The following is a 26,081-nucleotide window of genomic DNA, read 5'->3' on the forward strand; positions in this document are numbered from 1 at the left end:
AATCGACATTCGATAAACAGACACAATAAAAAAGCGGCCTCGGGCCGCTTTTTTATTGTGTCATGTTTGCTGAAGGACTCTAGCAATTATACTCTTACAGCAGAATCAAGATTCAGCTTCTTCCTCTTCATCCGCATCTGGCTTACGCACATAGAAACGTGCGAAGAACAGACCGATCTCAAACAGAATACACATTGGAATCGCCAACAGTGTCTGCGAGATCATATCGGGAGGTGTCAGCATCATACCGACGATAAAAGCACCGACAACAATGTACGGACGCTTTTCAGACAGAGCCTTAGGCGTTGTCGCCCCCGTCCAACATAACAAGATAATCGCTACTGGTACTTCAAAGGCAATACCAAAAGCAAAGAACAGCGCGAGTACAAAATCGAGATAACTTGATATGTCTGTCGCGAACTCTACCTGCCCTAAGGAAATAGCCGTGAAGAAACTAAATACCAATGGGAATACTACGAAGTAAGCAAACGCCACACCACAGTAAAACAGCAAAGAACTTGAAGCCAATAGCGGCATGATCAAGCGTTTTTCATGCTTGTACAAACCCGGAGCAACAAAGGCCCACACCTGATACAAAATAAACGGCACCGCGACAAAAATAGACGCGATTAAGGTTAATTTTAGTGGTGTAAAAAATGGCGATGCAACATCCGTTGCGATCATCGTCGCCCCTTCAGGTAAGCGATCTACCAAAGGTGCTGATACGAATTCATAAATATCATTAGCAAAATAAATTAGCCCGACAAATATCACTAGAACAGCGACAATCGCGCGTAGTAAGCGATTACGTAATTCTAGAAGATGGCTAATTAAAGGCTGTGTCTGCTCAGTCGAAGACATGTCAAACCTCTTAAACAGGAAGATCGAAAAGGAGCCGCGCACCTATCTATCCAGTTGAATTGGTATCCACTTGAATAGTTATCTACTTGAATAGCTATCGATTTAAACATCTAGCAACTCAAGCATCTGGCGACTCCTCCTTGCGAGACTATTCGGCTTTCTTATCTGACGGTGCTGAAGCTTCGCTGTTGACCTGAATGGTTTCAGATTCCACAGTTTCCGTGACACTAGGTTCAGTCTCACTTGGCTTATCAGACTCAGGCTTAGCGTACGGACGTTGAACTTGAGCAGCGGCCTGCTTGAGTTCATCGACTGACGCTTTTAGGTCTGGAGATAAATCTTCCATACCCATTTTTTCCGCCTTGCGTAGGTTTTCTTGCAGCTCTTGCACCTTAAGCTCGTGAGAAAGTTCATCTTTCACACTGTTTGCCATGCTTTTCGCTTGTCCAACAAACTTGGAAATACTACGAATCGCCACGGGCAAACGCTCAGGTCCTAAAACCACTAACCCAACGACAGATATTAATACCAGTTCCCAAAAACCGATATCAAACACGATTTACGCCTGCTCTTTGTCTTTCTTTGTTTCAGCAGTTGTTTCAGCGCTAGCTTCTGTCTTCTGCTGTTCAATATTCTTTGGTTCAAAGTCTGCATCTTTCTTATCTGCAGGCTTGTCTTCATCGCTCATCGCTTTTTTGAAGCCTTTCACCGCTGAACCTAAGTCACCACCCATACCGCGCAGTTTCTTTGTTCCGAAAAGTAAAATTACAATTACAGCAATGATTAGAAGTTGCCAAATACTGATACCACCCATTGTCATTGTCCTCGGGTCTGTCTACACATAAAAAATATAAAGAGAGTCTACTGTCTAACGACGGTAAGCTCGCCAACTAAGCAACCAAAATGTGACACCTGCGATGCCACAGCCCATAGATAGCTGCTCATAAGGGCTTGAAACTAATATTGCGGAGCATACGACTAAAGTGGCTCCAACGCCAAACAAAAACTTTCCAGTTGCTTGCTGACGCTTACTATCTCGGTAACCTTGATAAAGCTGATCCATTCTATGGTTCATCGCTTTACCTTGGCGCAAGCTGTCATAAAGCAGCTCTGGCAGCTCTGGCAGTTTTTCTGCCCAGAATGGCGCGCGCTCTTTTACTGCGTTGATCACAGCTTGCGGCCCCACCTGATTCATCATCCAGGTTTCAAGGAAAGGCTTAGCCGTCGCCCACAAATCAAGCTGCGGATACAACTGGCGACCTAGGCCTTCCACATACAACAAGGTCTTCTGCAGAAGCACCAACTGAGGCTGAACCTCCATGTTGAAACGTCTTGCTGTATTAAATAAGTTTAGCAACACATGGCCAAATGAGATCTCGCCAAGTGGTTTTGCAAAAATTGGCTCACACACCATACGGATCGCGAACTCAAAATCATTGACGTTGGTGTCGTGTGGTACCCACCCCGAATCAACATGCAGCTCGGCGACTTTACGGTAATCGCGATTGAAGAAAGCCAGCAGGTTCTCTGCTAAATAGCGCTTATCTTCACTGTTGAGCGTGCCGACAATGCCACAATCCAAACCAATCCACTGAGGGTTGTCTGGATTCTCTGGGTTAACGAATACGTTGCCCGGGTGCATGTCTGCGTGGAAAAAGCTATCTCGGAATACTTGGGTGAAGAATACCGTCACACCGCGTTCCGCGAGCAATTTCATGTTGGTGCCGTTGGCGTTTAGCGTTTCAATATCGGATACTTGAATACCGTAGATACGCTCTGACACCATCAGGGTTTCGCTGCTTAGATCAGGGATAACCTCTGGAACATACAGCTCTTCACTGCCTTCAAAATTACGTCGTAGTTGAATCGCATTGGCCGCCTCTCGGCGCAGGTCTAGTTCATCAAGTAACGTTTTTTCGTACTCGTGAACGACTTCAACCGGTTTCAAACGACGTGCTTCAGGAAGCGACTTAGCGACTATACGCGCCATTCGGTGCATCAGTTTTAGATCTGCGTCAATCACCGGGCGAATATCAGGGCGAATAACCTTCAGAACAATCTCGCGACCACTCTCCTTGAGCTTTGCGGTATGCACCTGAGCGATAGAAGCAGAAGCCAATGGCTCGATATCAAAGTCGGTAAACCAGTTATCTAGGCTACCACCGAGCGCTTTTTCCATGTCTCGCTTAGCCAATTGACCATCAAATGGCGCCACTTGGTCTTGTAATAAAGCCAATTGGTCAGCGATATGAGGAGGAAATAGGTCGCGACGCGTTGACATCATCTGACCAAACTTAATCCAAACAGGCCCTAATTCTTGCAACGCTAAACGCAAGCGATGACCCAATTCTTTATCTTGATGTTTGTTCTTGAGCCAAAACAGTGACTTTCTCGCCAGCAAAGGAGCCTTGGTCAACTGGTGCTCAGGCATCAACTCATCAAGGCCGTATTCCAACTGTACCTTGATAATATGATAAAGACGTTTCAGTTCTGTTGGGGTCATGCTTTCTCCAACAGAGCGTTCAGTTTAGCTTCAAGACGTGCAGCTGAGCTTTTCACGTCATCAACCTGATCGCAAAAATGTGCCACTTCTAATGGCGCTGGTGCAATCTTCCACTCTTCAGTTAATACCTGAGCGAGATGGTTTTGATGCTTAGTCGCTTGCTTAGCCACAAGGCCACCAACATTCTTAACGCCTTGTACCAAGGTATGGGCAACCACATCTCCAGTCACGCGCGATAGCCACTCTTCCAAGTCAGGCTTGCAGTCTGTCATTAGCTGAGCAAATTTCTGAGCCAGTTGAATATCACCCTCTAAGATCAGCTTATCTTGCTTGATCAGTTTGGTGATGTTCGATTGCTCACGCAGTTCTGGCAGTACCGAGAGGTTCAAAGATAGGTAGCAATCAGGTTGTCCTTCGTAGTCAGCCAACACATCGATTTGTTGGCTAAAAACGAAAGTGAGAGTTTTGTTCAGCTCTTTCAAATTAACTTGAATGATCTGCCCCTTTAAACGAGACAAACGACGAACCAAAGCTGGATCATCGTTCACGAAAGTATTTAAAGAGGTTTCAATAACCGCGGTGACCAATGGATCAAATGGCATGACTGTCCTTACCTTTGAAAACGGATAAGCGTTAACCTATCCGTTGTATCTTTATTCTTATTTTTTAGCACACTCAACGAGCCTGCTACCAAGTTCGACTAGAACTTGTAACCACGGTGCAGCGCAACAATGCCGCCCGTTAGGTTGAAGTATTTAGTATTTTCAAAACCCGCTTCTTGCATCATGCCTTCCAAGGTTTCTTGGTTAGGGTGCATACGGATTGATTCTGCAAGGTAACGATAGCTGTCTGCATCGTTAGCAATCAGCTCACCCATTTTTGGCAATAGGTGGAAAGAGTATGCATCGTAAACCTTTGATAGTGGCTCAAGCACTGGCTTAGAAAACTCAAGAACCAACAGACGACCGCCCGGCTTAAGTACGCGGTACATTGAACGCAGCGCTTGGTCTTTGTCGGTAACATTACGCAGACAGAAGCTGATGGTAATGCAATCGAAGTAGTTATCTGGGAAAGGCAGCTCTTCAGCATTGGCTTGAACGTAATGTACGTTGCCAACAATACCGCTATCACGCAGTTTATCGCGGCCAACATTCAGCATTGAGTTGTTGATATCAGCAAGAACCACGTGGCCTTTTTCACCAACGATACGCGAGAATTTCGCAGTCAGGTCGCCAGTACCACCACCTAGATCTAGGATACGTTGACCCGGGCGAACGCCACTGCAATCAATCGTGAATCGCTTCCACAAGCGGTGAACACCACCCGACATTAAGTCATTCATGATGTCGTATTTAGCGGCTACAGAGTGAAATACCTCTGCTACTTTCGCGACTTTTTGGTCTTTCGCGACTGTTTCGAAACCAAAGTGTGTGGTTTCTGACTCTACTGCTGAATTTGTCTGCACGCTTGTGTCCATAATGCTGTTATCTACCATGGTAAGTTCTCATCGACAGTACACTCTCTCTTTAGAGGCGCTGCGGCCGATTAGTTTACTTTATCCTCAGCGGGTTGTCTTTCTACTAAGGAGGCATTTTCTGAAAAAGCCTCATTTTGAGCGATTTCCGCCAAGCCAACCGAGATAGGTTTCTTCACCTCGACACCCAATTGCTTAAAGCTTTCGGCCTGACGAATCACATTACCACGACCAGTCACCAGCTTATTCATGGCACCTTGGTAGCTTTGGTTGGCTCTGTCTAATGAGCTACCAAGACCTTCCATATCATCAACAAACAAGCGCAGCTTGTCGTAAAGTTTGCTCGCCCGCTCTGCAATGATTTGTGCATTCTGGCTCTGTCTATCGTTGCGCCACAAGTTATCAATGGTACGCAGTGCCACCAGCAAGGTGGTTGGGCTAACCAAGATAATGTTTTGCTCCATCGCATCTTTAACCAAGCTAGGGTCGGCTTGAATCGCCACCTGAAACGCAGGTTCTACCGGAATAAACATCAACACATAATCAAGGCTCTGTATGCCTTTGAGTTGATGATAATCCTTCTGGCTCAAGCCTTTAATGTGCGCGCGCAATGAAGCCAAGTGATCACGTAATGCAGCATCACGTTGTTGATCAGTTTCAGCATTGAAGTAACGCTCAAACGCCACCAAAGCCATTTTTGAATCCACCACCACTTGCTTGTCTTGTGGCAGATGCACAATCACATCTGGCTGGTAACGCTTGCCCGCATCGTTTTGCAGGTTCACTTGAGTTTGGTATTCATGACCTTCGCGCAGCCCTGATTCTGCCAGCACCCGTGCCAGTACCACTTCGCCCCAGTTACCCTGCTGTTTATTATCGCCCTTTAGTGCTTGGGTCAGATTAACCGCTTCACGCGTCATGCTCTCATTAAGACGTTGCAGGTTTTTAAGCTCATGTACTAAGGTGTGACGCTCTTTGGCTTCTTGACTGAAGCTATCATTAACCTGCTTCTTAAAGCCCTCTAACTGCTCTCTCAGCGGTGATAACAAACCCTCTAAGCTTTGCTTGTTTTGTTGATCGACCTTGGCGGTTTTGCTCTCAAACAGTTGATTCGCTAACAGTTCGAACTGCTGTTTCAATCGGGACTCTGCCTGCTCTAACAATTGCAGTTTTTCACTGTTGGCGAGATTTTCTTGGTCGTGCCTAGCTTCTTGCTCGCGCAGTTCGGCTTCCAACTCAGACTTATGCTCTTTAAGAATATTGATATCATCGGCATACTGCTGACGCTCTTGCTTCACGGCTTCAAAATAGCGCAGCTTCTCCATCGCAGCCATCACCTTGCCATGGGCCTGCTTGAGCTCGAATGCCGCTTTATCTCGATCATCATCCAGCTCATTGAGCTCTTGTTGCGCCTCTGCGAGTGAGGATTTGAGCTGAGATTGTTGTGACTCATGCAGCAAACGGTCGGACTCTAGTTGCTGTTCAAGAAGTCGCTGCTGAAAAGAGAACTTCTGTTTGATCCACCAACCCACCACACCGCCGCTGACGAGCGCGCCGGAAATAGCAGCAATAAGCGTTGCCTGATGTTCGATAATCCATTGCATGATAATGATTTAGCCTAATTGGAGATAACTCATTAAATGGTATTTTGATACTGGATAAATGTCCAGTTTGCCGTATTAAAATTCGACAGATAGACTAGGCGCTCCGTATTCTGTCCCATCAAATTAGAATGAGTTGCTATGAACGAACGTCGTGCCTTGGGCTTTGGCCTTGCTGCGGTATTACTGTGGTCAACAGTCGCTACTGCTTTTAAGCTGACCCTTGCTGAGTTTTCACCGATTCAAATGCTGACCATCGCCAGCATTGTGTCGTCGATTGCGCTGATCGCAGTCTGCGCGTTTCAAGGCAAGCTTTCTCAGCTGAGTACCACGTTTCTTTCAAACCCTTGGTATTACTTACTGCTCGGTTTGGTTAACCCATTGGCCTATTACCTGATTCTATTCAAAGCCTACGACCTGCTGCCTGCATCTCAAGCGCAAGCCATCAACTACAGTTGGGCGATCACGCTAACCTTAATGGCTGCGGTTTTTCTGGGGCAAAAGATTCGTAAACAAGATTGGATTGCGTGTACCTTCAGCTATGCGGGTGTGGTAGTCATTGCCACCAAAGGTGATGTATTAGGCATGCAGTTCGATAGCCCACTTGGTGTGGCACTTGCGCTGCTTTCAACCTTGCTTTGGGCGGGCTACTGGATTCTCAACACCAAAAACAAGGCTGACCCTGTGGTGGGTGTACTGCTTGGGTTCTTAGTGGCATTGCCATTCGCGATTGGTTTAACCATTTACGAAGGTGAAAGCTTCAGCCAAATCACAGCGAAAGGTTGGATTGCCGTGACTTATGTGGGCCTATTTGAGATGGGCATTACCTTTGTCTTGTGGCTATCAGCACTCAAGCTAACCAACAATACGGCGCGTATCAGCAACCTAATTTTTGCCTCACCGTTTATTTCGCTAATGCTACTTTCAACCATTATTGGCGAAGAGATTCACCCAGCGACACTGTTTGGTTTACTGCTAATTATTGCTGGTTTGGTGATTCAGCAGATCAAGTTTTCAAAGAAAAACCCTACGTAAATAAGAGCTAAAAGGCTCGATTGAGCACGAAAAGCTATCGATATAGTCGAATTCTCTCAATTAGATGTTAGATACAAAAATGGCGAGTCATATGACTCGCCATTTTTCTGTAAGATAACATTAAGTTGTAAGTCTCAACGTTCGATATTCAACCGTTGTTTTTCATATCAAATTTGGACTTAAATATCATGAAAAACAAGACCATAAATATGAAATCATTTACACCATAAATTGTGTAAAACACGCCAGCCATCGTATCCGCTTCATATACTGGTGATAGCGTATTATTGGAAAGCCAATTCACCCAAACAACCACATAAACCAACTTTTCAATAAAGAAAGCACCAGCAAGATATTTGATGTTCGCATTGATTGTTGCAGCCCCAAGGTACGCAAAACCCCAAACGACGATCATAATCAGTCCAAAGTTGGACATTACTACGGGATCGGCTTCGTTAATGGCACTATTCGTAAAAAAGCGTGAAAACAGTAAAACAGCACCAACATTCATCGCTCCTGCTGCCAATAGAATGCTTTTTACTTTTGTCTGATTCATTGCAAACCCCTCATTTAAATAATTAAAACATCAATCACTTATAATCTTTATCATTTGTGACGAAGTCATTTTTTCTACTGACTGAAAATGCTCTAAATGAATAAGCTTAGCCATCGCCAGTGTGCTATACGTTTTGGCCTGCAACCCAACCAGACGACCAAGTCCATTGGAAGTTATAACCCCCTAACCAACCCGTTACGTCCATTACTTCACCGATAAAGTAGAGGCCAGGCACACTCTTACACTCCATGGTTTTCGAAGATAGGTGATCAGTATCCACTCCGCCTAGAGTCACTTCGGCAGTTCGATAACCTTCAGTGCCATTTGGTGCAATTTTCCAGTTCTCTAGGTGCTCAACGATGCCACTAAGCTGCTTTTCATTGAACTGTTTAAGCGGCTTGTCTTCAAGCTCTTTACGATCAATCAGCACTTCCACAAAACGCTTTGGTAGTGCTTTCGCCAAGGTATTTTTCAGGCTCTGATTAGGGTGTTTCTCGCGAGAATTTTCAAGCAACTCGGCAAGGTCTACTTCAGGTACTAGGTTGATAGAAACCGATTGACCCGCTTTCCAGAATGAAGAGATTTGCAGTACCGAAGGACCAGATAAGCCGCGGTGCGTAAACAGCAACGCTTCTTTAAATAAAGTGCCGTCTTGCGCTGTGATCTCAGCAGGAATTGCGATACCAGAAAGCTCAGCGAAAGCTTCTTTATCTTCTTTGTGCAGAGTGAATGGCACTAAGCCCGCTGTAGTCGGCATTACAGACAAACCAAACTGCTCTGCAATCTTATAGCCAAATGGCGTTGCGCCTAGCTTAGGCATAGACAAACCGCCTGTCGCTACAACGAGTGAGTCACACTCAACTTCGTCGGTATTGAGGTGCATCTTGAAGCCAGCGTCTGTTTTTTCGATGGAGTGAACATCACAACGGTAGCGTTGTTCGACTTTCGCTTGCTTACACTCGTCAAGCAGCATGCTCACGATGTCTTTTGCTGTGTGGTCATTCACACAGAACAACTGACCGTGATCGCGCTCTTCGAACTCAATGCCGTACTTGCTCACCATCGAGATAAAATCCCAGTTGGTGTATTGAGATAAAGCTGACTTCACGAAGTGAGGGTTGTTACACAGGAAATTGTTGGCTGAAACATCATAGTTAGTAAAGTTACAACGACCGCCACCTGAGATTAAAATTTTTCTGCCCGGTTTCTTTGCATGATCAACCACCAGCACTCGTCGGCCGCGTTTGCCCGCTTCCGCAGCACACATTAAGCCAGCGGCACCCGCACCAATTACGATTACATCAAATTTTTCACTCATGTGGTTCTGCTTTTCTTCACTTGTGCAGCCCGAGTACGCCCTGTTCTCGAAATGCCATCAATAAAAAAGGATGTGCATAAACAGCACATCCTTACTAATTGCTCGCTATTTTAGCGGCAATTTTAAACTTTGCAATTGATGTTCAATTGTACAATTTGCAGACAGCAGCAAGCCACTGTTTGGCTTGGCGAACCAACAACCGAAGCTTTACACCAAAAATCTAAGCTCTACTTCAATCGTACTAAATGACTTAGACGATGAAAGAAGACAGCAAGGTTACACCTAACAGAGCAGAAGAGAGTATGAATAACTGCCTTACACGATCGCACTTCGACGTAAAAACTTCGTCGTGATGGTGGTGATACTCTTTGCTTTTGATGTAACTAAACAGGCGAACCTGTTTGGTCATATTGCCATGGGTTGTGAAAAAACCGCCTCCATCTACTTGTTGATATAGTAGAGGATGTGCTTCTCGCATAATATAAATGAGTGTTCTTAGCGCAGTAAAGTAACGCGCCCAGTTCACACAAGTCACAACCATTAGTGCAAATAGAATAGTGTCGCCGCTGATCATCCTTTCCTCCTTACATCTTCATAAGAAAACTCAAAAGAAAAAGATAATCAGTGTCTTTCTCGTACTACCTAAACGGCAGGAGCTTCCATAATTGAAGATGAACCATCTTTTGCCAATTGCGCTAGGTCTTTATCAATAAAGAACAGTGCTTTACCGTCTTCACCAACAAGCTCTAGCTTATCCAATACACCTTTAAACAACTTCTCTTCTTCGTGTTGCTCTGCAACGTACCATTGCAGGAAGTTAAAGGTTGAGTAATCTTGTGTGCTGAAAGCAACGTGAGCCAGTTTGTTGATCTTTTGAGTAATCATTTGCTCATGTTCGTAAGTTTCACGGAACACAGCCCCAAGGCTATCAAATTCATGTTTTGGCGCTTCAATCGCACCTAAAATTGGCATTGCACCTGTCTCACTTACGTAAGTAAAAAGACGCTGCATGTGTTCCATTTCTTCTACTGCATGAACACGCAGAAACTCTGCTGCACCTTCAAATCCTTTGTCTTCACACCAAGCACTCATTTGTAAGTATAGGTTGGATGAGAAAAATTCTAGATTAATTTGATCGTTCAGTTGCTCTACCATAGTTTTTGATAGCATTTAAGACTCCTAATTACATCTTCAGTTTTCTCTACTATATCACTATTTTATGAATATCTCGCAGGCCATTAGTTAACCAATATTTCGAGCAAACATTACGCAAGACAGTGGATATGAGATCACTTCAGCAAAAAAAGGGATTGCATAGTGCTAGTCTTTAGTTAGGCAATGAATAGAAGAGGTAGCGATATGAGTTACAAACATATTTTGGTCGCAGTCGATTTATCAGATGACAGCAAATTACTTGTGGATAAAGCGGTAGCATTGGCTAAGCCATTGGAAGCCAAAGTCTCTTTTATCCATATCGATATTAATTATGCAGAGCTCTATACCGGCCTTATTGATATCAACATGGCAGAAACCCAGCACAACGCGATGGAAGCATCTCGAGTTCAGCTACAAAATTTTGCAGAACACGCTCAATACCCGATTACCCACACCTTAGTGGGCAGCGGCGACCTGAGTCATGAACTGTGTGACACCATCAATGAATTCAATGTTGATTTAGTGGTTTGTGGGCACCATCAAGACTTCTGGAGCAAATTGCTCTCTTCAACACGACAACTGATCAATGCCTCGCCGGTTGATATGCTGGTCGTGCCTCTAAGAGATTCAGAAGACTAATGAATTAAGGTTAGGTAACATACAGCTCATATCTTATTAACGAAGTTTTTATATGAGCTATTTAGCTAGTGTTACCCTCTTATGGGCCTTCTCTTTTAGCCTGATCGGCGTTTACCTTGCTGGTCAGGTTGATTCTTGGTTCTCTGTATTAATGCGTGTTGCCCTTGCTGGCATTGTATTTCTTCCTTTCCTGAAGTTTCGAGGTATCTCGCGTAAGCTGATCGCTAAGTTGATGACGATTGGTGGTATCCAGCTTGGGCTGATGTACTGCTTCTATTACCAATCTTTCTTGCTGCTATCCGTTCCTGAAGTCCTTCTGTTTACCGTTTTTACCCCAATTTACGTCACGCTTATTTATGACTTCCTCAAAGGACAATTCTCTCCGTGGTATTTAGTGACAGCGGCGATTGCTGTGTTGGGCGCTGTATTCATTAAATTCGCGGGTATCAACGAAAACTTTTTAGTCGGTTTCCTCGTAGTCCAAGGTGCAAACCTGTGCTTTGCTATCGGCCAAGTTGCTTACAAAGTAGTGATGGAGAAGGAATCGACAGAGTTACCTCAGCGCACAGTATTTGGTTACTTCTATTTGGGTGCGTTATGCGTCGCTTCGGTTGCTTTCATACTCTTAGGTAATCCTGAGAAGCTGCCAACAACCACGCTTCAATGGGGCATCCTGATTTATCTTGGCTTGATTGCTTCGGGGCTAGGTTACTTTATGTGGAATAAAGGTGCATGCATGGTGAATGCTGGTGCACTGGCTGTAATGAACAACGCCTTAGTTCCAGCCGGCCTTGTAGTGAACATCCTTATTTGGAACAGAGACGTCGACTTGGTTCGATTGGCCATTGGCGGCGCGGTTATCTTGTTCTCTCTGTTCGTCAACGAGACATGGGTGAAAAAGCGTGTTGCGAGATCCACAAGCAACGCCTAACCGCTTTCACTGAGCTAAGTGAACTAAACTAAGCTAAGTGAGCAGAGCTAAATGAGTTAGCTCTGATAACCCCAAAAAGCAAAAGAGCGACCTTAGGTCGCTCTTTTTAAATCATCGTTGTAGCAATAAGTTATCCGTACCAGTTTCAGTGAATGTGACTATGGCTCACTACCTGAGTCTTAGTTTCAGTGAAAGCGACGTCATCAAGTTGTAGGTTGATACGTTCAAGGTGACTTTCCAGTTTTTGACTTTTCTTAAACAGTTTTTGCTGCTTCTTAATCATCTTCGCGAGTTTTTTATTGTACTTCTCTTGTTTTTTGGCCGCTTTCTTCGCTCGCTTGAGATCGGCTTTTTCATCACCACTCGCATTAGCGATTCGTTTTTTCAGTTTGGCTTTTTTCTGTGATGCATTTTTATCTACAACATTAGCGGCAATATCAGCAACGGCTGGATCGAACATTTGAACAACAGGTTCAAGGGTCTCGTTGATTTCAGCAAGTGATAGCTCGGGTGCAGGTAATGTTTCCGCTAACAGGCCGCATGCGGCTTTTTCTTCAACGGGTTTATTTTGACAGCCAAGAGGTGGAATTGCGGTTGGTTTGCATAGGTTCGCTTGATCCGCCGAAGAACGCGCACAAGAACGACACACAAACTTAGGTTCAGTAACCAAGCTATGGATCTCTCCTAGGTGTTCGGTGATATCTCGACGGTTTAACTTACAAAAGCGTTTAGCCATGCTACAACTCCAGCTAAGAATAATAATGATTCTTAGTTAGATATACATCCGTAACGCGACTATCGCAAGTGTTAAATGGTGATTTATCGTATTTATGACGGGAAATTTTCTTAGTGTGTCTCTAAGTTATTGATGCTTCAATTAAGTCATTGATGCTTTCACATACACATCAAAACGGTTCTTTTTAGTTTCGATTGCCATGCTCGGTTTTTGCTCGTCTAACCATGCTGCGTAATCCGGTCTTTTGACCACAACGCGCTTAGTTGCCAACTTCATCGCAGGCTCAAACAAGCCATCGGCATCCAGATCGGCGCCAACCAAAGATTGGAATACTCGCATCTCTTTCTTAACCAAAGCCGACTTCTTCTTGTTCTCTGGGTGTGGGTACATAGGATCGAGGTACACCACATCAGGCTGTTCGAAGTTAGGGTCGTTGCTAAGTTTATCCAGCGCATCGTGACTTGAAGCGTGAATCAACTTCATACGTTCGCTAACCCAACCGCCGATATCTGGGTCTTTTTTTGCTCTCTGCAGGCCGTCATCCAATAATGCAGCCACAACTGGATGTCGCTCTACCATCTGCACTTTACAGCCCAACGACGCCAACACAAACGCATCACGTCCTAGACCAGCGGTACCATCGAGGATAGTTGGCGTTGCACCTTTGTTTAAACCTGCCGCTTTAGCAATTGCCTGACCTTTACCACCACCAAACTTACGTCTGTGACCGACTGCGCCTCCCACTAAATCAACAAAAATAGCGCCAAGCTTAGGCTCATCGACTTTACGTAGCTCAAGTCGCTCGCAAGTCAGTACCAAAGCAAAATCGCTGCTTTCATCATGAGATAAATTCCAACGGGTCGCTAAGTCATTTAAATGTTCGATTTGGGTAGCATCTTCGCAAATCAGTTGTAATTGCAAGGTCGTCTCCAACAGACAGTGGTATTCAAAATAAAAGAGGCAACCAGTTTACCTGATTGCCTCAACAATACATATTAGCGGTGAAAAGTATTCACAGCTCGGTCGGCTTACCTAAACCAATTACTCTATCTCTCGTTCTTGCCTTAACTCTTCAACAAGCTCGGCCAGTGGCTTCGGTCGGCCAATAACATAGCCCTGAGCGTAGTTAACACCGAGTTCAATCAACTTATCGAGAACCTGAGTATTTTCAACAAACTCAGCTACCGTGTGCTTGCCCATCTGCTTCGCTAAATCATTGATCGAACGAACCATCACATAGTCCATCTCGTTAACATCAATATCACGCACAAACAGGCCATCAATTTTCACAATATCAACGGGTAATGCCTTCAGATATCCGAATGACGACAAGCCTGAACCAAAATCATCCAGAGCAATCAAACAGCCGAGCTCTTTAATTCGAGTAAAGAAGTTGATTGCCTGCTTCATATTACTCATGGCGGCCGTTTCAGTGATCTCTAAACAAACCTTATGGCAAGGCACTGATGAGTTCGCCAAACTTTCAATCAAGAATTCAACAAACTCTCGGTTACCCATCGAGTGACCAGAAAGGTTTATCGAACACATCCCCAAATCATCAACGAGATGTGGGCGTTGCTCCAACCAATTCAACGTCTGACTGACGACTTGGCGATCAATCAAATGCGCGATGTTATAGCGCTCGGAGGCTGGCATGAAGATCCCCGGTGAAATGTACTCACCTTGGACGTTCTTGATCCGCACCAGTATCTCAAAGTGCATTTTGTTGCTATTTTCCTCTAGACCAAGAATACGTTGGGCAAATAACTCCAAGCGATCATTGGCTAAGGCTTCGTGTACCAAGTTAACGCATTCCATTTCTAAATGGCGACGGCGCAGATCTTCATCATCTAGATGATAAAGGTGATAACGATTTCGCCCTTCCTCTTTAGCGGCATGGCAAGCGGCATCCGCCTGTGCATGCACCATTTGTGATGAAGCGGCAGTATGGTCAATCAATCGAATTCCGATAGAACAAGTAAGATTGAGGTGAATATCACCCCATAAGAATGGATTCTCACTCATCATCGATATAATACTGTGACAGACATTGACAGCATCTCGCTCAGTACAGTCTTTGATTAATACCGCAAACTCATCTCCCCCCATCCGAGCTAACACAGCATTGTAAGGAAGCACATCTTCTATCAGATTAGCGCTAAATAAGATCGCGGCATCACCCGCTTCATGCCCAGCAGTATCGTTCAATACTTTCAATTGGTCCAAATCTAAGAACAACATCGCATGAGTTCTCATATGACTCTCGACCTCTTTCAGCGCCTTTTGTAGCTCTTGCTCAAAGTGGTTGCGGTTGAAAGTGTCTGTAAGCAGGTCATAACGCGCTTGGTATTCTAACTTTTCAGAAAGTTCGCGGGTTTCAGTAATATCCTCTCCCACAATCAACAGCTGACCCGAGTCGACCAATGGACGAATATTTTCACGAATCCAGATCGTTCTACCGTCCGCATGACGATACTCGATATCACGACGCCACACGCCGCGAATTTTGTGCTGTGGTTGCAACAAGATATGACGAGGAATCATCGCGTTCTCATCCACATAAAATTCTCTAGGGCGATGCCCCAAAAGCAGATCAAGTGGATAACCTAGTAATTCTTCAGCAAACTGGTTCACTTGCTGAATGCGATTATTGACATCCAGTGTAATCATCATCACCGGCTGCTTGTCGTAATACAGTTTGAGATTCGCTTCACGTTGGAACAATTTGTTCTCAGCAAGCTTTCGTGAGGTAACATCACGAGCTTCAAATAAGAACTGAATGGTGTCCTCTTCACTGTTCGGCATCGGCTTTAAAGAGATATCTAGCACCATTCCACCACGATCACGGCACCATACCTCAGCCTCAAATCGTAGGGTGGGATAATCATCCCTTTCAGCAAAATACTCCTTCAGCACTTCGCCAGCGGCACCCTCCCAATATTCTTGGAGAGGTGTTCCTAATTTATAACCTTGATTATAAAGAAGCTCATGCAGCTTACTGTTGCTCGACAGCAGTACACCGCCTTTATCAAGAATACCCATGTACTGTAGACTTTGATCGAATATCGACTCCAGTAACAGCTGGCTTTGTCGGCTAGCACGCTCACTTTTCTTGAGGCGGTTGAGGTAGTAAACCAAGGTCGCAATAACACACGACATAACCAGAAACAGCAAACCTATTGTTCGAATTTCATCGTGATAACGCACCAAGAATGACTGAGGCTTATTGAGAAAAGTAATTGAAGCTTCATTCTCAGTTCCCAGCCCCCAGCGTGACATCTGTTGGTAGTCGAGTTTAATTTCCGATGCGCCAGGTGCGACTAAAGGCAGAGGTTCATTTGGGTTTGCTAATACCTTTAGTAAAACACGTCCCGTATCTCGACCTTGCGTTTCACCACTTTGAATAACACCGCCTATCGCCCCAAAACCCAACCCCAAATCGTGCACCATATACAGTGGCATTTGGGTTTTAATGTTCAATTGTCGCCAGTCTTCAACGCTACTCACGTTACCTTTAGCATCGCGATAATATGCCCAAAAGAGTAAGCTCTGATCTAGATCGGTTCGCTGAGAAAACGCAATTAACTCTTGGTAAGAGTCAGGCACATAGTGCTCCAGCAAATCGGAAAAGTTGGGGTGAGCCTCAATAGAACGATCAATTTGCGAGCGGATAGCCTCACCTGTTACTGAATGGTCAGTAACAATGTATATCTTCTTTACGTTTGTTTGAAGGCGCTTAATTAGCTCAATATTACCCAATAAATCAATATCTTCAGTAATGCCCGTCGCGTTCAAACCTTCAATCATTTCAGGGGAGAAATTGTTGATGCCACCAAAGATTACTGGCGTATCTTTGAGATCGGGCGCAAGGCGCTTCATTAAATTAAGGGCGTTATTGTCACTGACTACAACCGCAGCAAATTCTTCATGCATCAACTTGGTGTGATAAAGCTGATAAACGCGCTCTAAGTATTCTGGGTTTTGAGTTCGTTTACTATCCAAATAAACAACTCGATACGATAGTCGATCACGCTCCAATTCTTCTGATAATCCTTTGTGGAAATCATCAGTCCAGAAAAAACCCTGATGATAAGAGTGAATAACCAACACATCTTTTGTTTGAGCTGAAACAAAAGCACTCCAACACATAACAATCAAAAACAACGAAAATCGCACTGAATTCACCCTAACACTATAGTTACTGCTAATATTATCACCCTTGGCTATGATGTGTACTAAAGCCGGTATATTTTTTATTCACCCTAAGGATTATGCATGTCCACAACTACAGCTCGTCTGGATGATCTAGACCGTGCCATTCTCAAAACCTTAATGGAAGATGCGCGCACGCCTTATGCTGAAATGGCAAAGAAATTCGATGTCAGCCCCGCGACGATTCACGTTCGTATCGAAAAGATGAGATCGGCCGACATTATTGAGCGAACCGAGGTTGTGGTAAACACCAAGAAGCTTGGTTACGACGTGTGTTGTTTTATTGGTATCAACCTCAATGCAGCTCGTGATTACCACTCAGCCATTGCCAAGCTAAATGCGTTAGACGAAGTGGTTGAGGCGTACTACACCACTGGCGCCTACAACATTTTCGTAAAGCTGATGTGTAAATCGATCGAAGAGTTGCAGTTCGTACTGATCGATAAATTGCAGGCGATTGACGAGGTTCAATCGACTGAGACACTGATTTCATTGCAGAACCCTATCAACCGCAATGTAAATCCATAATCGTTTGATAAATCGATACAAAAAGAGCCTCACAAGGAGGCTCTTTTCACATTCAGACTAGCACAATATTAAGCGCTGATACCCGCATGACGCAGCATCGCGTCGATTTGTGGCTCACGACCACGGAAGCGTTTGAACAGCTCCATTGGCTCTTCACTGCCACCCATCTCAAGAATGTTGTTCAAGAAGCGATTACCGGTTTCAGTATTGAAGATACCTTCTTCTTCAAATGCTGAGAACGCATCTGCAGACAATACTTCTGCCCACAGGTAGCTGTAGTAACCTGCACTGTAGCCACCAGCAAAGATGTGACCAAAGCTGTGCGAGAAGCGGTTCCAATCTAGGCTTGGCAGTACCGATACCTTAGACTTAACATCCGCTAGCGTTTCTAGTACGCGAGCACCCACTTCTGGATCGTATTCTGTGTGTAGCGTGAAATCGAACAAGCCAAGCTCTAGCTGACGTAGGATAAACATCGCAGATTGGAAGTTCTTCGCCGCTAGCATCTTTTCTAGCATCCCTTTCGGTAACGCTTCACCGGTTTCGAAGTGACCAGAGATGAACGACAACGCCTCCTCTTCCCAACACCAGTTTTCTAGGAACTGACTTGGTAGCTCAACGGCATCCCAAGGCACACCGTTGATACCCGCAACTGCGCCCGCTTCAACTTGCGTTAGCATGTGGTGGATACCGTGGCCAAATTCGTGGAACAAAGTGACCACTTCATCGTGAGTAAACAGTGCTGGTTTGTCACCAACTGGCTTGTTGAAGTTACACGTTAGGTAAGCAACAGGCGTCTGTAGCTCACCAGATTGAGTAATGCGACGACCGCGACAGTCATCCATCCAAGCACCGCCACGTTTGTGTTCGCGTGCGTATAGATCTAGGTAGAAGCTACCGCGCAATGTGCCTGTCGCATCAAAGATGTCAAAGAAGCGCACTGAATCATGCCATGTATCCACACCTTCACGCTCAGTCACAGACATACCAAACACACGGTTCAGTACTTCGAACAAACCAGACACTGCGTTCGACTCAGGGAAGTATGGACGAAGCTCTTCATCAGAGATCTCGAACAAGTTCTGTTTTTGTTTCTCGCTGTAGTAAGCGATGTCCCACAGGTTTAGCTCAGAGACACCAAACTCTTTCTCAGCAAACTGGCGTAGCTCTTCGACTTCGCGCTCACCTTGTGGTTTGGCTTTTACTGCTAGGTCGTTAAGGAAACCAAGTACTTGGTCTGGCGTTTCTGCCATCTTCGTCGACAGAGATTTTTCGCTGTAAGTGCTAAAGCCAAGCATGCGTGCGATCTCATGACGCAGCTTAAGTTGCTCAGTGATGATCTCAGTGTTGTCCCACTTGCCAGCATTTGGACCGCGATCTGAAGCACGCGTTACGTAAGCTTCGTAAAGCTCTTTGCGTAGATCTTGGTTATCACAGTAGGTCATCACAGGTAGGTATGATGGGATATCCAGAGTCAGTAGGTAACCTTCTTGCTCTTTAGCTTGTGCCGCGGCTTGTGCTGCCGCCAGTGCTGATTCAGGCATACCGGCCAGTTCAGCGACGTCTGTGATCTGCTTGCTCCAACCCATGGTTGCATCAAGCACGTTATTTGAGAATTGAGAACCTAGCTCAGACTGGCGCTTACTGATCTCACCGTAGCGATGCTGTTCGTCCGCTGGTAAGCCAATGCCTGATAATTCAAAATCACGCAGTGCGTCAGTGATGGTTTTTTGTTGAGCTTGGTTTAATGCCGAGAATGCTTCGCTCGCCTTGATCGCTTTATACGCTTCGAACAAACCTTTGTGTTGGCCGACCCACGTGCCGTACTCAGAAAGTACAGGCAGGCAGCTCTCATAAGCGTCACGCAGTTCGTCGCTGTTCATCACAGAATTCATATGGCTTACAGGTGACCAAATGCGGCCTAAACGATCATCCACTTCATCAATTGGAGCAACGAGGTTGTCCCAACTTGGTGAAGTATTACCTTCAAGTACTTGTTCTATCTTGTTGCGACACTCTTCAATCACTTGCTCAACCGCTGGCTTAACGTGCTCAGGTTTGATCTGTGAAAACGGAGGTAAGTCCGTGAAGGTTAATAGCGGATTAGACATATAAACATTCCTTTGGCTTTAGAGACTTTCGTCTTTTTTGTAATGAGGTCGTCTTACAGTCATCAGGCTAAGGATCGCCCTAAAAAATCACCTGCGAATAGTTATTAAATAGTGCCCATGAAGGCAAATTTCAATAGTAGAACCAATAACTAACTGCATATTGCGAACAGCTGTTCCTGAATTGTTCGAGAATTTATGGTCCATTGGGGGTTATAATAGTCAAATTAACCCCACCTACACTAACCACACTCTAATTCGAGAGTGTTACGAGAGTTTAATTTGTTAAGTTATCGCCACAGCTTCCACGCGGGCAACCATGCCGACGTAGTAAAGCATATCGTACAGAGCCTTATTCTTAATTCTTTGAAACAGAAGGATAAGCCTTTTGTTTACCATGACACTCACTCTGGTGTAGGTCGTTACGACTTAACGCATGAATGGTCTGAAAAAACGGGCGAATACAAACAAGGTATTGCCCGCGTCTGGGCACAAACAGAACTTCCTGAAGACATTCAAAGCTATCTTGAGTCTATCTCAGCACTCAACAATGGCGAAAAACTGCGTTTCTATCCAGGTTCACCACGTGTAGCACATGCGCACCTGCGTGACCAAGACCGCATGGTACTGACCGAACTTCACCCAGCCGATCACCCGCTGCTTGAGCAAGAGTTCCACCGCGATCGTCAGGTATCTATCTACAAAGAAGATGGCTTCCAACGCCTAAAAGGCAGCCTGCCACCTAAAGAACGTCGTGGTTTGGTACTTATCGACCCACCTTACGAGTTGGCAAAAGAGTATCGTGATGTTGTGACTGCGATTGCTCAAAGCCATAAGCGCTGGGCAACCGGTATCTACGCAATTTGGTACCCAGTGGTAAATCGCTGTGATATCGAAGACATGATCGAAGGCCTTGAAGGCTTAGGCATCAACAAGATTCTACAAATCGAACTTGGCGTATCACCAGACACCAACGAGCGTGGCATGACAGCATCAGGCATGATTGTTATCAACCCACCTTGGAAGCTAGAAAGCCAAATGAACGAGATTCTTCCATTCTTGAAGGAAGCAATTGCGCCGGCAACCGGTCACTTCAAAGTAGAGTGGATCGTACCCGAGTAATCTCGAACTTAACGTCATGCTCTGACGAATATTCAGCAGATTGTGACGTACACGAATAAATTTTAAACAGGGAGATTGAGTTCAACCGATCTGCCCTCAATATAATAATTAGACAATTTAAGAATCTATAGGACGTAGGTGTTCAGTGCGCTCACTGTACCCACAGCCTTCAATAAATGGAGAAAGTAATGGCGACTCATTTTGATTACATCTGTATCGGCGGCGGTTCAGGCGGCATCGCATCAGCTAACCGCGCAGCAATGCACGGTGCAAAAGTTGCACTTATCGAAGCTCAAGACCTTGGTGGTACTTGTGTAAACGTTGGTTGTGTTCCTAAAAAGGTTATGTGGCACGGTGCTCAAGTTGCTGAAGCGATCAACCTATATTCAAAAGACTACGGCTTCGACGTTGACGTAAAAGGCTTCAACTGGGGCAAACTGGTTGAAAACCGCCAAGCGTACATTGGTCGTATCCACCAATCTTACGATCGTGTTCTTGGTAACAACAAAATAAACGTAATCAAAGGCTTTGCTAAGTTTATTGATGAAAAAACCGTTGAAGTTAACGGTGAACACTACACTGCAGATCACATCCTGATCGCAGTAGGTGGTCGTCCAACCATTCCAAACATCCCTGGCGCAGAGCACGGTATCGACTCAAACGGTTTCTTCGACCTGATGGAGCAACCTAAACGTGTTGCTGTTATCGGCGCGGGCTACATCGCAGTAGAAATCGCAGGCGTACTAAGTGCACTTGGCACAGAAACACACCTGTTCTGTCGTAAAGAGTCACCACTTCGCAGCTTCGACCCAATGATTGTTGAAACACTGGTTGAAGTAATGGAAGCGGAAGGTCCAACACTTCACACGCACTCTGTTCCTAAAGAAGTAGTGAAAGAAGCAGATGGCACGCTGACTCTGCACCTAGAGAACGGCAACACTCAAAACGTTGACCACCTAATTTGGGCTATCGGCCGCCACCCAGCGACTGACGCTATCAACCTAGCATCAACGGGTGTTGCAACCAACGACCGTGGCTACATCAAAGTAGACGAGTTCCAAGCAACCAACGTTCCTGGTATCTACTGTGTAGGCGACATCATGGAAGGCGGTATCGAACTAACACCTGTTGCTGTTAAAGCCGGTCGTCAGCTTTCTGAGCGTCTATTCAACGGTCAAACAAACGCAAAGATGGACTACACGCTCGTTCCTACTGTTGTATTCAGCCACCCACCTATCGGCACTATTGGTCTAACGACTCAAGAAGCTGAAGAGCAATACGGCAAAGACAACATCAAGGTATACACGTCTGGTTTTACTGCAATGTACACTGCTGTCACTCAGCACCGTCAACCTTGTAAGATGAAGCTAGTGTGTGCTGGCGAAGAAGAGACTGTAGTTGGCCTACACGGTATCGGTTTCACTGTCGATGAAATGATTCAAGGCTTCGGTGTTGCAATGAAGATGGGCGCAACCAAAGCAGACTTCGACTCTGTTGTGGCAATTCACCCAACGGGCAGCGAAGAATTCGTTACCATGCGATAAACCACTGTAAGTCAAAGAAATATTATACAAAAGCCGACCTATGTCGGCTTTTTTTGTTTTTTACCGTATGGTCGGGATATTTATTAACCGAACAGCATTTTACATACTTAACTTGGAATCAAGATCAAACTACAATCGCGCGCTATAAAATTACACGCATAAAAAAAACAATTAGCTCTAATACATGAAGGATGTACGAGTAATGAAAAAAGTGAGTATTCTCGCAGCAGCGATTGCAGTGGCTTTAACAGGTTGTGGTAGCGACAGTTCTAATTCAGGTGTCACAACACCGACAGGACCATCCACAACAACCAACAAGTTTATCGATGCCGCTGTTGAAGGTATCTACTACAGCACTAGCTCTGGTTCAAAGGGCATCACAAACAGCGAAGGCGAATTTACCGCTAAGTCTGACGACACGGTGACCTTCTTCATTGGTGGTGAAAATGGCTTGAAAGTAGGGGCAGCATCAAACCGTGATGTACTGACACCATTTGAAGCAGCGGGCAAATACGACCGAGCTCTAAATTTAGCAATTCTACTTCAGTCTTTAGATAACCAATCTGGCAGCGCTTCTGATGAAGTACTGACAATTCCAGATGCGCTGCGCGAACCTGATGCAGCGACGTTAGCGAAGATGAAAAGCCTAAGTCTAGATGACCGTGATTCTGTTACAGACTTCCTGACAGCGATGGGAGTCACTTCAATTACTAGTGAATCTGAAGCATTGGCTCATATGGAGAAAGCATTCGGAGAAAAATCAGGGACTGTTCGCGGCAGCACTGATGCCAATCCATTTGTAGCGAAGAATGGGCAATTTATTCGCTCAATCATGGTGAGACAGTATGATATTAACGATCCAAACAACCGCCCTAACGACAAAACAATGTTAGTTCACGCTGACAAAATGCTCCCTAAAGCTGTGTTTGAACATACACGTGGCACGCCTTACTTCACTTATCAAGATTCAGCCAATGGTCTTATTGCTGTAAGTGACAGCGACTCTTTATTGTCATACGCAGACGCTGAAGAGTATATCAACTGTGTATTGACAGGGAGTTCTGCAGGCTGCAATCAAACAGCTCACCCAGACTTCACCCTAAACGCTCCGTTTTCTTACCTTCTACTTGATAAAAGCAAAGAAAATACCACACCTAAACCAGAGAGTTACGGTTGGGCACCTTTCATTGAAGGGAATCAACAAGTCCTCAACCACTACACGCCAAACAAACTGGAAGATGATCGAGATGAAGGCGATGCAACCCCTTCATACCAATATGAAACTCTTTCAGGTAGCTATGACCCAATTACAAAAATATACACACAAATTCGTTCAAAAACAGAGTTAAGCGACCCATCAAGCGAATCAAGTAAAGCAAAGCGTATCGAAGAAAGTTTGAATTTCTACTATCACGTAGAAACACCTAGTGACGAAAGGTACGTGGATTTCACTGGGTCTTGGGATACCACTCAGATTTGCGCTGATGGACAAAATGCTGTCATGAGAATGGTATTTGATTCTGAGGGCGCTACCGTATCAGGGAAAGAGTGCAATGCAAACTCACCGGCAGATCTTGAAGACTCAGGCAAGAAGTATACCTATGAAGAGCTTGCTGCAATTGACTATTGGTGGTTTAACATTTCGGGACGTGAATCAAAAGCAACCCTGACAGATTTAAACTCAGTTGTGCGCTTCTGTGATGATACTGACAATGGTTATATTCCTGGTTCAGGAGATAAATGTCCTGTTGATGCAAATGGTAATAACCAAGAATACATCATTAAATGGGAATACCAACCTGCTGGTACTAACTGGGACGAAGGATTGCTAACTCGCCGTAAAATGACTCCAGACGGATCAACAACAGGCCGTGTTAGCATCATGCAAAAAATCAACTAACCTTTGAGTTAATTTGATTACTTATGAATAAACCAGAAGCTGAGCTTCTGGTTTTTTCATTTTTAACACACATGAACCTTCAAACAACCATCAACGTAGATACAGAAACAAAGAACTATCGAGAACAACATGGAGTTTGTTATGAATCTACTCATTGAATCATTTGAAGGCGGGATCTACTTGGCTTACCAAATCATTGGCGAGCAAAAGCAGTTAATCAAAGACGACCACCAGCACCCAATGAAGTTTTTGAGTGTTAACCAAGCCCGCGACCACTTCAGTGATCAAGGCGTATCGTCAGCAATGCTGATACACAACAGTGCATACGACGAGATGTGCGGTGAGCATTGTGGTAACACCCAACCGTTCGAAATTGATTTGAAGTGGAGTTAAATCAACTTCAAATCAATCGCAATAAAAATTGAAAGGCTTGCAGCGATGCAAGCCTTTCTTATGGGAATCGCTTTCCCTATCTGCACTGAAATCAGCGCAATGTTCGTTTCTGTCTACGTTTGATGTTTTGCTCTTTCACTACAAAGTCGAACAGCGGAGCAAACAGGTTAGCAAACAAGATCGCCAACATGATGCCCTCTGGATAAGCAGGGTTGAGCACTCGAATACCGACCGTCATCACACCGATCAGAATCCCGTAAGCCCACTTACTCTGATTAGTAAACGCGGCAGAAACTGGGTCGGTTGCCATAAAGAAAGTGCCAAAGGCAACACCGCCCAATACAAAGTGCCAGTAGAACGGCATCGAGAACATCGAGTTGGTATCAGAGCCAATCCAGTTCAGTAAACTCGACGTTGCCACAAGCCCAACAATCACACCAGCCACAATGCGCCAAGACGCTATCTTCATGACGATCAAAATCAGACCTGTCAACATGATGAGCAATGAAGAAACCTCGCCCATCGAACCCGGAATATTACCGATAAAGGCGTCCATCCAAGTGATCGCCTCGCCAGTCATGTTATTGATGAGTGACGCGCCACCACCTTCATACCATTGGCTTAAAGGTGTTGCACCAGAATAACCATCGGCTGCCACCCATACTAAACCTCCCGACATGTTGGCAGGATAGGCAAAGTAGAGAAAGGCTCGACCAGCAAGCGCTGGATTAAGGAAATTTCGCCCTGTGCCACCAAACAGCTCTTTCGCGACAACGATACCAAAGGTGATACCTAGCGCTGCTTGCCATAACGGGATAGTCGGTGGAAGAATTAAGGCAAAGAGAACCGAGCTAACAAAAAATCCTTCGTTGACCTCATGCTTACGTACAACGGCAAACAGCACCTCCCAGAAACCACCGACGACGAAAACTGTCGCGTAAACGGGTAAGAAGTAGAGAGCCCCGAGCAGCATTTGACTTCCCCAGCTACTTACTATCAATGACTGTGCATCACCAAATGCCCATGACAAGCGCCAACTACTCTCAATAACCGAGGTAAGTTCGTTAAGTTGATAACTGGATGTAAGTGCCGAGACACTCTGGTGTCCGACGTTATACATGCCCCAGAACATGGCAGGGAAAGTCGCCAGCCACACCAGAATCATAATTCGCTTGAGATCGATACTATCTCGAACATGGGTCAAGCCTCGGTTTACGTTGCCGGGCGTATAAAAGATGGTGGCAAACGCCTCATAGACAGGGTAAAGCTTTTCGTATTTACCTCCGGCTTCAAAACGCGGGGCTACGTCTTCTAATCGTTTCTTCAAACTCATAATCTCAATCACCTTATTGCTTGAGTTATGGTTTTCTACGCACCAACTGCTCTATTTGAACAATTTTTAGCTATTTTTAATCAAATTTGTATTGAAAATCCGAGTATCCGGAAATAGACCTGATATTGAAAA

24 protein-coding genes are annotated in these 26,081 nt (G+C 45.0%); 8 read left to right on the forward strand and 16 right to left on the reverse strand.

Annotated features, from left to right (window positions below):
* Window positions 1-105: 105 nt before the first annotated feature.
* The 7 genes from tatC to rmuC form a co-directional block, all read right to left on the reverse strand.
* A complete protein-coding gene (gene tatC, locus MED222_RS05575; protein ID WP_009848051.1) occupies window positions 106-861 on the reverse strand; it encodes a twin-arginine translocase subunit TatC in 756 nt (251 codons plus the stop codon).
* Window positions 862-1,009: 148 nt separating this feature from the next.
* Window positions 1,010-1,417, reverse strand: coding sequence for a Sec-independent protein translocase protein TatB (gene tatB / locus MED222_RS05570; RefSeq protein WP_004735566.1), 408 nt, complete (start codon window positions 1,415-1,417; stop codon window positions 1,010-1,012).
* Window positions 1,418-1,420: 3 nt separating this feature from the next.
* Entirely contained in the window at window positions 1,421-1,675 is a 255-nt protein-coding gene (gene tatA / locus MED222_RS05565; RefSeq protein WP_009848052.1) for a Sec-independent protein translocase subunit TatA, read from the reverse strand.
* Window positions 1,676-1,729: 54 nt separating this feature from the next.
* Complete coding sequence (ubiB, locus tag MED222_RS05560) at window positions 1,730-3,364, reverse strand: ubiquinone biosynthesis regulatory protein kinase UbiB (protein WP_009848053.1); 1,635 nt, start codon at window positions 3,362-3,364, stop codon at window positions 1,730-1,732.
* Window positions 3,361-3,966, reverse strand: a complete 606-nt coding sequence (locus MED222_RS05555; protein ID WP_009848054.1) for a ubiquinone biosynthesis accessory factor UbiJ — start codon at window positions 3,964-3,966, stop codon at window positions 3,361-3,363. Before MED222_RS05555 ends, ubiB begins: the two co-directional genes overlap by 4 nt.
* 98 nt (window positions 3,967-4,064) lie before the next feature.
* Window positions 4,065-4,844, reverse strand: a complete 780-nt coding sequence (ubiE, locus tag MED222_RS05550) for a bifunctional demethylmenaquinone methyltransferase/2-methoxy-6-polyprenyl-1,4-benzoquinol methylase UbiE (protein WP_029222994.1) — start codon at window positions 4,842-4,844, stop codon at window positions 4,065-4,067.
* A 65-nt stretch (window positions 4,845-4,909) separates the two neighbouring features.
* Complete coding sequence (gene rmuC, locus MED222_RS05545; RefSeq protein ID WP_009848056.1) at window positions 4,910-6,442, reverse strand: DNA recombination protein RmuC; 1,533 nt, start codon at window positions 6,440-6,442, stop codon at window positions 4,910-4,912.
* Window positions 6,443-6,580: 138 nt separating this feature from the next.
* Between rmuC and MED222_RS05540 the strand changes: the two genes are divergently transcribed.
* Entirely contained in the window at window positions 6,581-7,474 is an 894-nt protein-coding gene (locus tag MED222_RS05540) for a DMT family transporter (protein ID WP_009848057.1), read from the forward strand.
* 148 nt (window positions 7,475-7,622) lie between these two features.
* Here the strand turns inward: MED222_RS05540 and MED222_RS05535 are convergent, their stop codons facing one another.
* From MED222_RS05535 to ftnA, 4 genes are all read right to left on the reverse strand, one after another.
* Window positions 7,623-8,030, reverse strand: coding sequence for a hypothetical protein (locus MED222_RS05535; protein ID WP_009848058.1), 408 nt, complete (start codon window positions 8,028-8,030; stop codon window positions 7,623-7,625).
* A gap of 124 nt (window positions 8,031-8,154) precedes the next feature.
* Window positions 8,155-9,348, reverse strand: coding sequence for an NAD(P)/FAD-dependent oxidoreductase (locus MED222_RS05530; protein WP_009848059.1), 1,194 nt, complete (start codon window positions 9,346-9,348; stop codon window positions 8,155-8,157).
* A 250-nt stretch (window positions 9,349-9,598) separates the two neighbouring features.
* Window positions 9,599-9,922: a universal stress protein UspB gene (gene uspB, locus MED222_RS05525; RefSeq protein WP_009848060.1), complete on the reverse strand. Its 324-nt coding sequence runs from the start codon at window positions 9,920-9,922 to the stop codon at window positions 9,599-9,601.
* A gap of 68 nt (window positions 9,923-9,990) precedes the next feature.
* Window positions 9,991-10,518, reverse strand: coding sequence for a non-heme ferritin (gene ftnA, locus MED222_RS05520; RefSeq protein ID WP_004735556.1), 528 nt, complete (start codon window positions 10,516-10,518; stop codon window positions 9,991-9,993).
* Window positions 10,519-10,707: 189 nt separating this feature from the next.
* Here ftnA and uspA point away from each other — a divergent pair, with 189 nt between their 5' ends.
* Window positions 10,708-11,142, forward strand: a complete 435-nt coding sequence (gene uspA, locus MED222_RS05515) for a universal stress protein UspA (RefSeq protein ID WP_009848061.1) — start codon at window positions 10,708-10,710, stop codon at window positions 11,140-11,142.
* 52 nt (window positions 11,143-11,194) lie between these two features.
* Window positions 11,195-12,073, forward strand: a complete 879-nt coding sequence (locus MED222_RS05510; RefSeq protein WP_009848062.1) for a carboxylate/amino acid/amine transporter — start codon at window positions 11,195-11,197, stop codon at window positions 12,071-12,073.
* 145 nt (window positions 12,074-12,218) lie between these two features.
* Here the strand turns inward: MED222_RS05510 and MED222_RS05505 are convergent, their stop codons facing one another.
* From MED222_RS05505 to MED222_RS05495, 3 genes are all read right to left on the reverse strand, one after another.
* On the reverse strand, window positions 12,219-12,809 hold the full coding sequence (locus MED222_RS05505; RefSeq protein ID WP_009848063.1) for a hypothetical protein: 591 nt from the start codon (window positions 12,807-12,809) through the stop codon (window positions 12,219-12,221).
* A 141-nt stretch (window positions 12,810-12,950) separates the two neighbouring features.
* Window positions 12,951-13,730 carry a class I SAM-dependent methyltransferase gene (locus MED222_RS05500; protein ID WP_009848064.1) on the reverse strand — a complete coding sequence of 260 codons (780 nt, stop codon included), beginning with the start codon at window positions 13,728-13,730 and terminating at the stop codon, window positions 12,951-12,953.
* Window positions 13,731-13,850: 120 nt separating this feature from the next.
* Entirely contained in the window at window positions 13,851-16,958 is a 3,108-nt protein-coding gene (locus MED222_RS05495) for an EAL domain-containing protein (protein ID WP_009848065.1), read from the reverse strand.
* A gap of 126 nt (window positions 16,959-17,084) precedes the next feature.
* Between MED222_RS05495 and asnC the strand changes: the two genes are divergently transcribed.
* Entirely contained in the window at window positions 17,085-17,549 is a 465-nt protein-coding gene (gene asnC, locus MED222_RS05490; RefSeq protein WP_009848066.1) for a transcriptional regulator AsnC, read from the forward strand.
* A gap of 68 nt (window positions 17,550-17,617) precedes the next feature.
* On the opposite strand, the gene prlC is transcribed toward asnC, so the two are convergent.
* Complete coding sequence (gene prlC / locus MED222_RS05485) at window positions 17,618-19,660, reverse strand: oligopeptidase A (RefSeq protein WP_009848067.1); 2,043 nt, start codon at window positions 19,658-19,660, stop codon at window positions 17,618-17,620.
* A 279-nt stretch (window positions 19,661-19,939) separates the two neighbouring features.
* Between prlC and MED222_RS05480 the strand changes: the two genes are divergently transcribed.
* The 4 genes from MED222_RS05480 (at window position 19,940) to MED222_RS05465 (ending at window position 24,616) form a co-directional block, all read left to right on the forward strand.
* A complete protein-coding gene (locus MED222_RS05480) occupies window positions 19,940-20,779 on the forward strand; it encodes a 23S rRNA (adenine(2030)-N(6))-methyltransferase RlmJ (RefSeq protein ID WP_009848068.1) in 840 nt (279 codons plus the stop codon).
* A gap of 188 nt (window positions 20,780-20,967) precedes the next feature.
* The gene (gorA, locus tag MED222_RS05475; protein ID WP_009848069.1) at window positions 20,968-22,323 is read left to right on the forward strand and encodes a glutathione-disulfide reductase; all 1,356 of its coding nucleotides are present in this window, start codon (window positions 20,968-20,970) and stop codon (window positions 22,321-22,323) included.
* 202 nt (window positions 22,324-22,525) lie between these two features.
* Entirely contained in the window at window positions 22,526-24,223 is a 1,698-nt protein-coding gene (locus MED222_RS05470) for a hypothetical protein (RefSeq protein WP_009848070.1), read from the forward strand.
* A gap of 141 nt (window positions 24,224-24,364) precedes the next feature.
* Window positions 24,365-24,616 (forward strand): DUF6482 family protein, encoded by a 252-nt coding sequence (locus tag MED222_RS05465; RefSeq protein ID WP_017103429.1) that lies wholly within the window; start codon window positions 24,365-24,367, stop codon window positions 24,614-24,616.
* A 91-nt stretch (window positions 24,617-24,707) separates the two neighbouring features.
* On the opposite strand, the gene MED222_RS05460 is transcribed toward MED222_RS05465, so the two are convergent.
* Window positions 24,708-25,949, reverse strand: a complete 1,242-nt coding sequence (locus MED222_RS05460) for an NADH:ubiquinone reductase (Na(+)-transporting) subunit B (protein ID WP_009848072.1) — start codon at window positions 25,947-25,949, stop codon at window positions 24,708-24,710.
* Window positions 25,950-26,081 lie beyond the last annotated feature (132 nt).

It is taken from the genome of Vibrio sp. MED222 (genome assembly GCF_000153005.1).
Lineage (GTDB): Bacteria > Pseudomonadota > Gammaproteobacteria > Enterobacterales > Vibrionaceae > Vibrio > Vibrio tasmaniensis_A.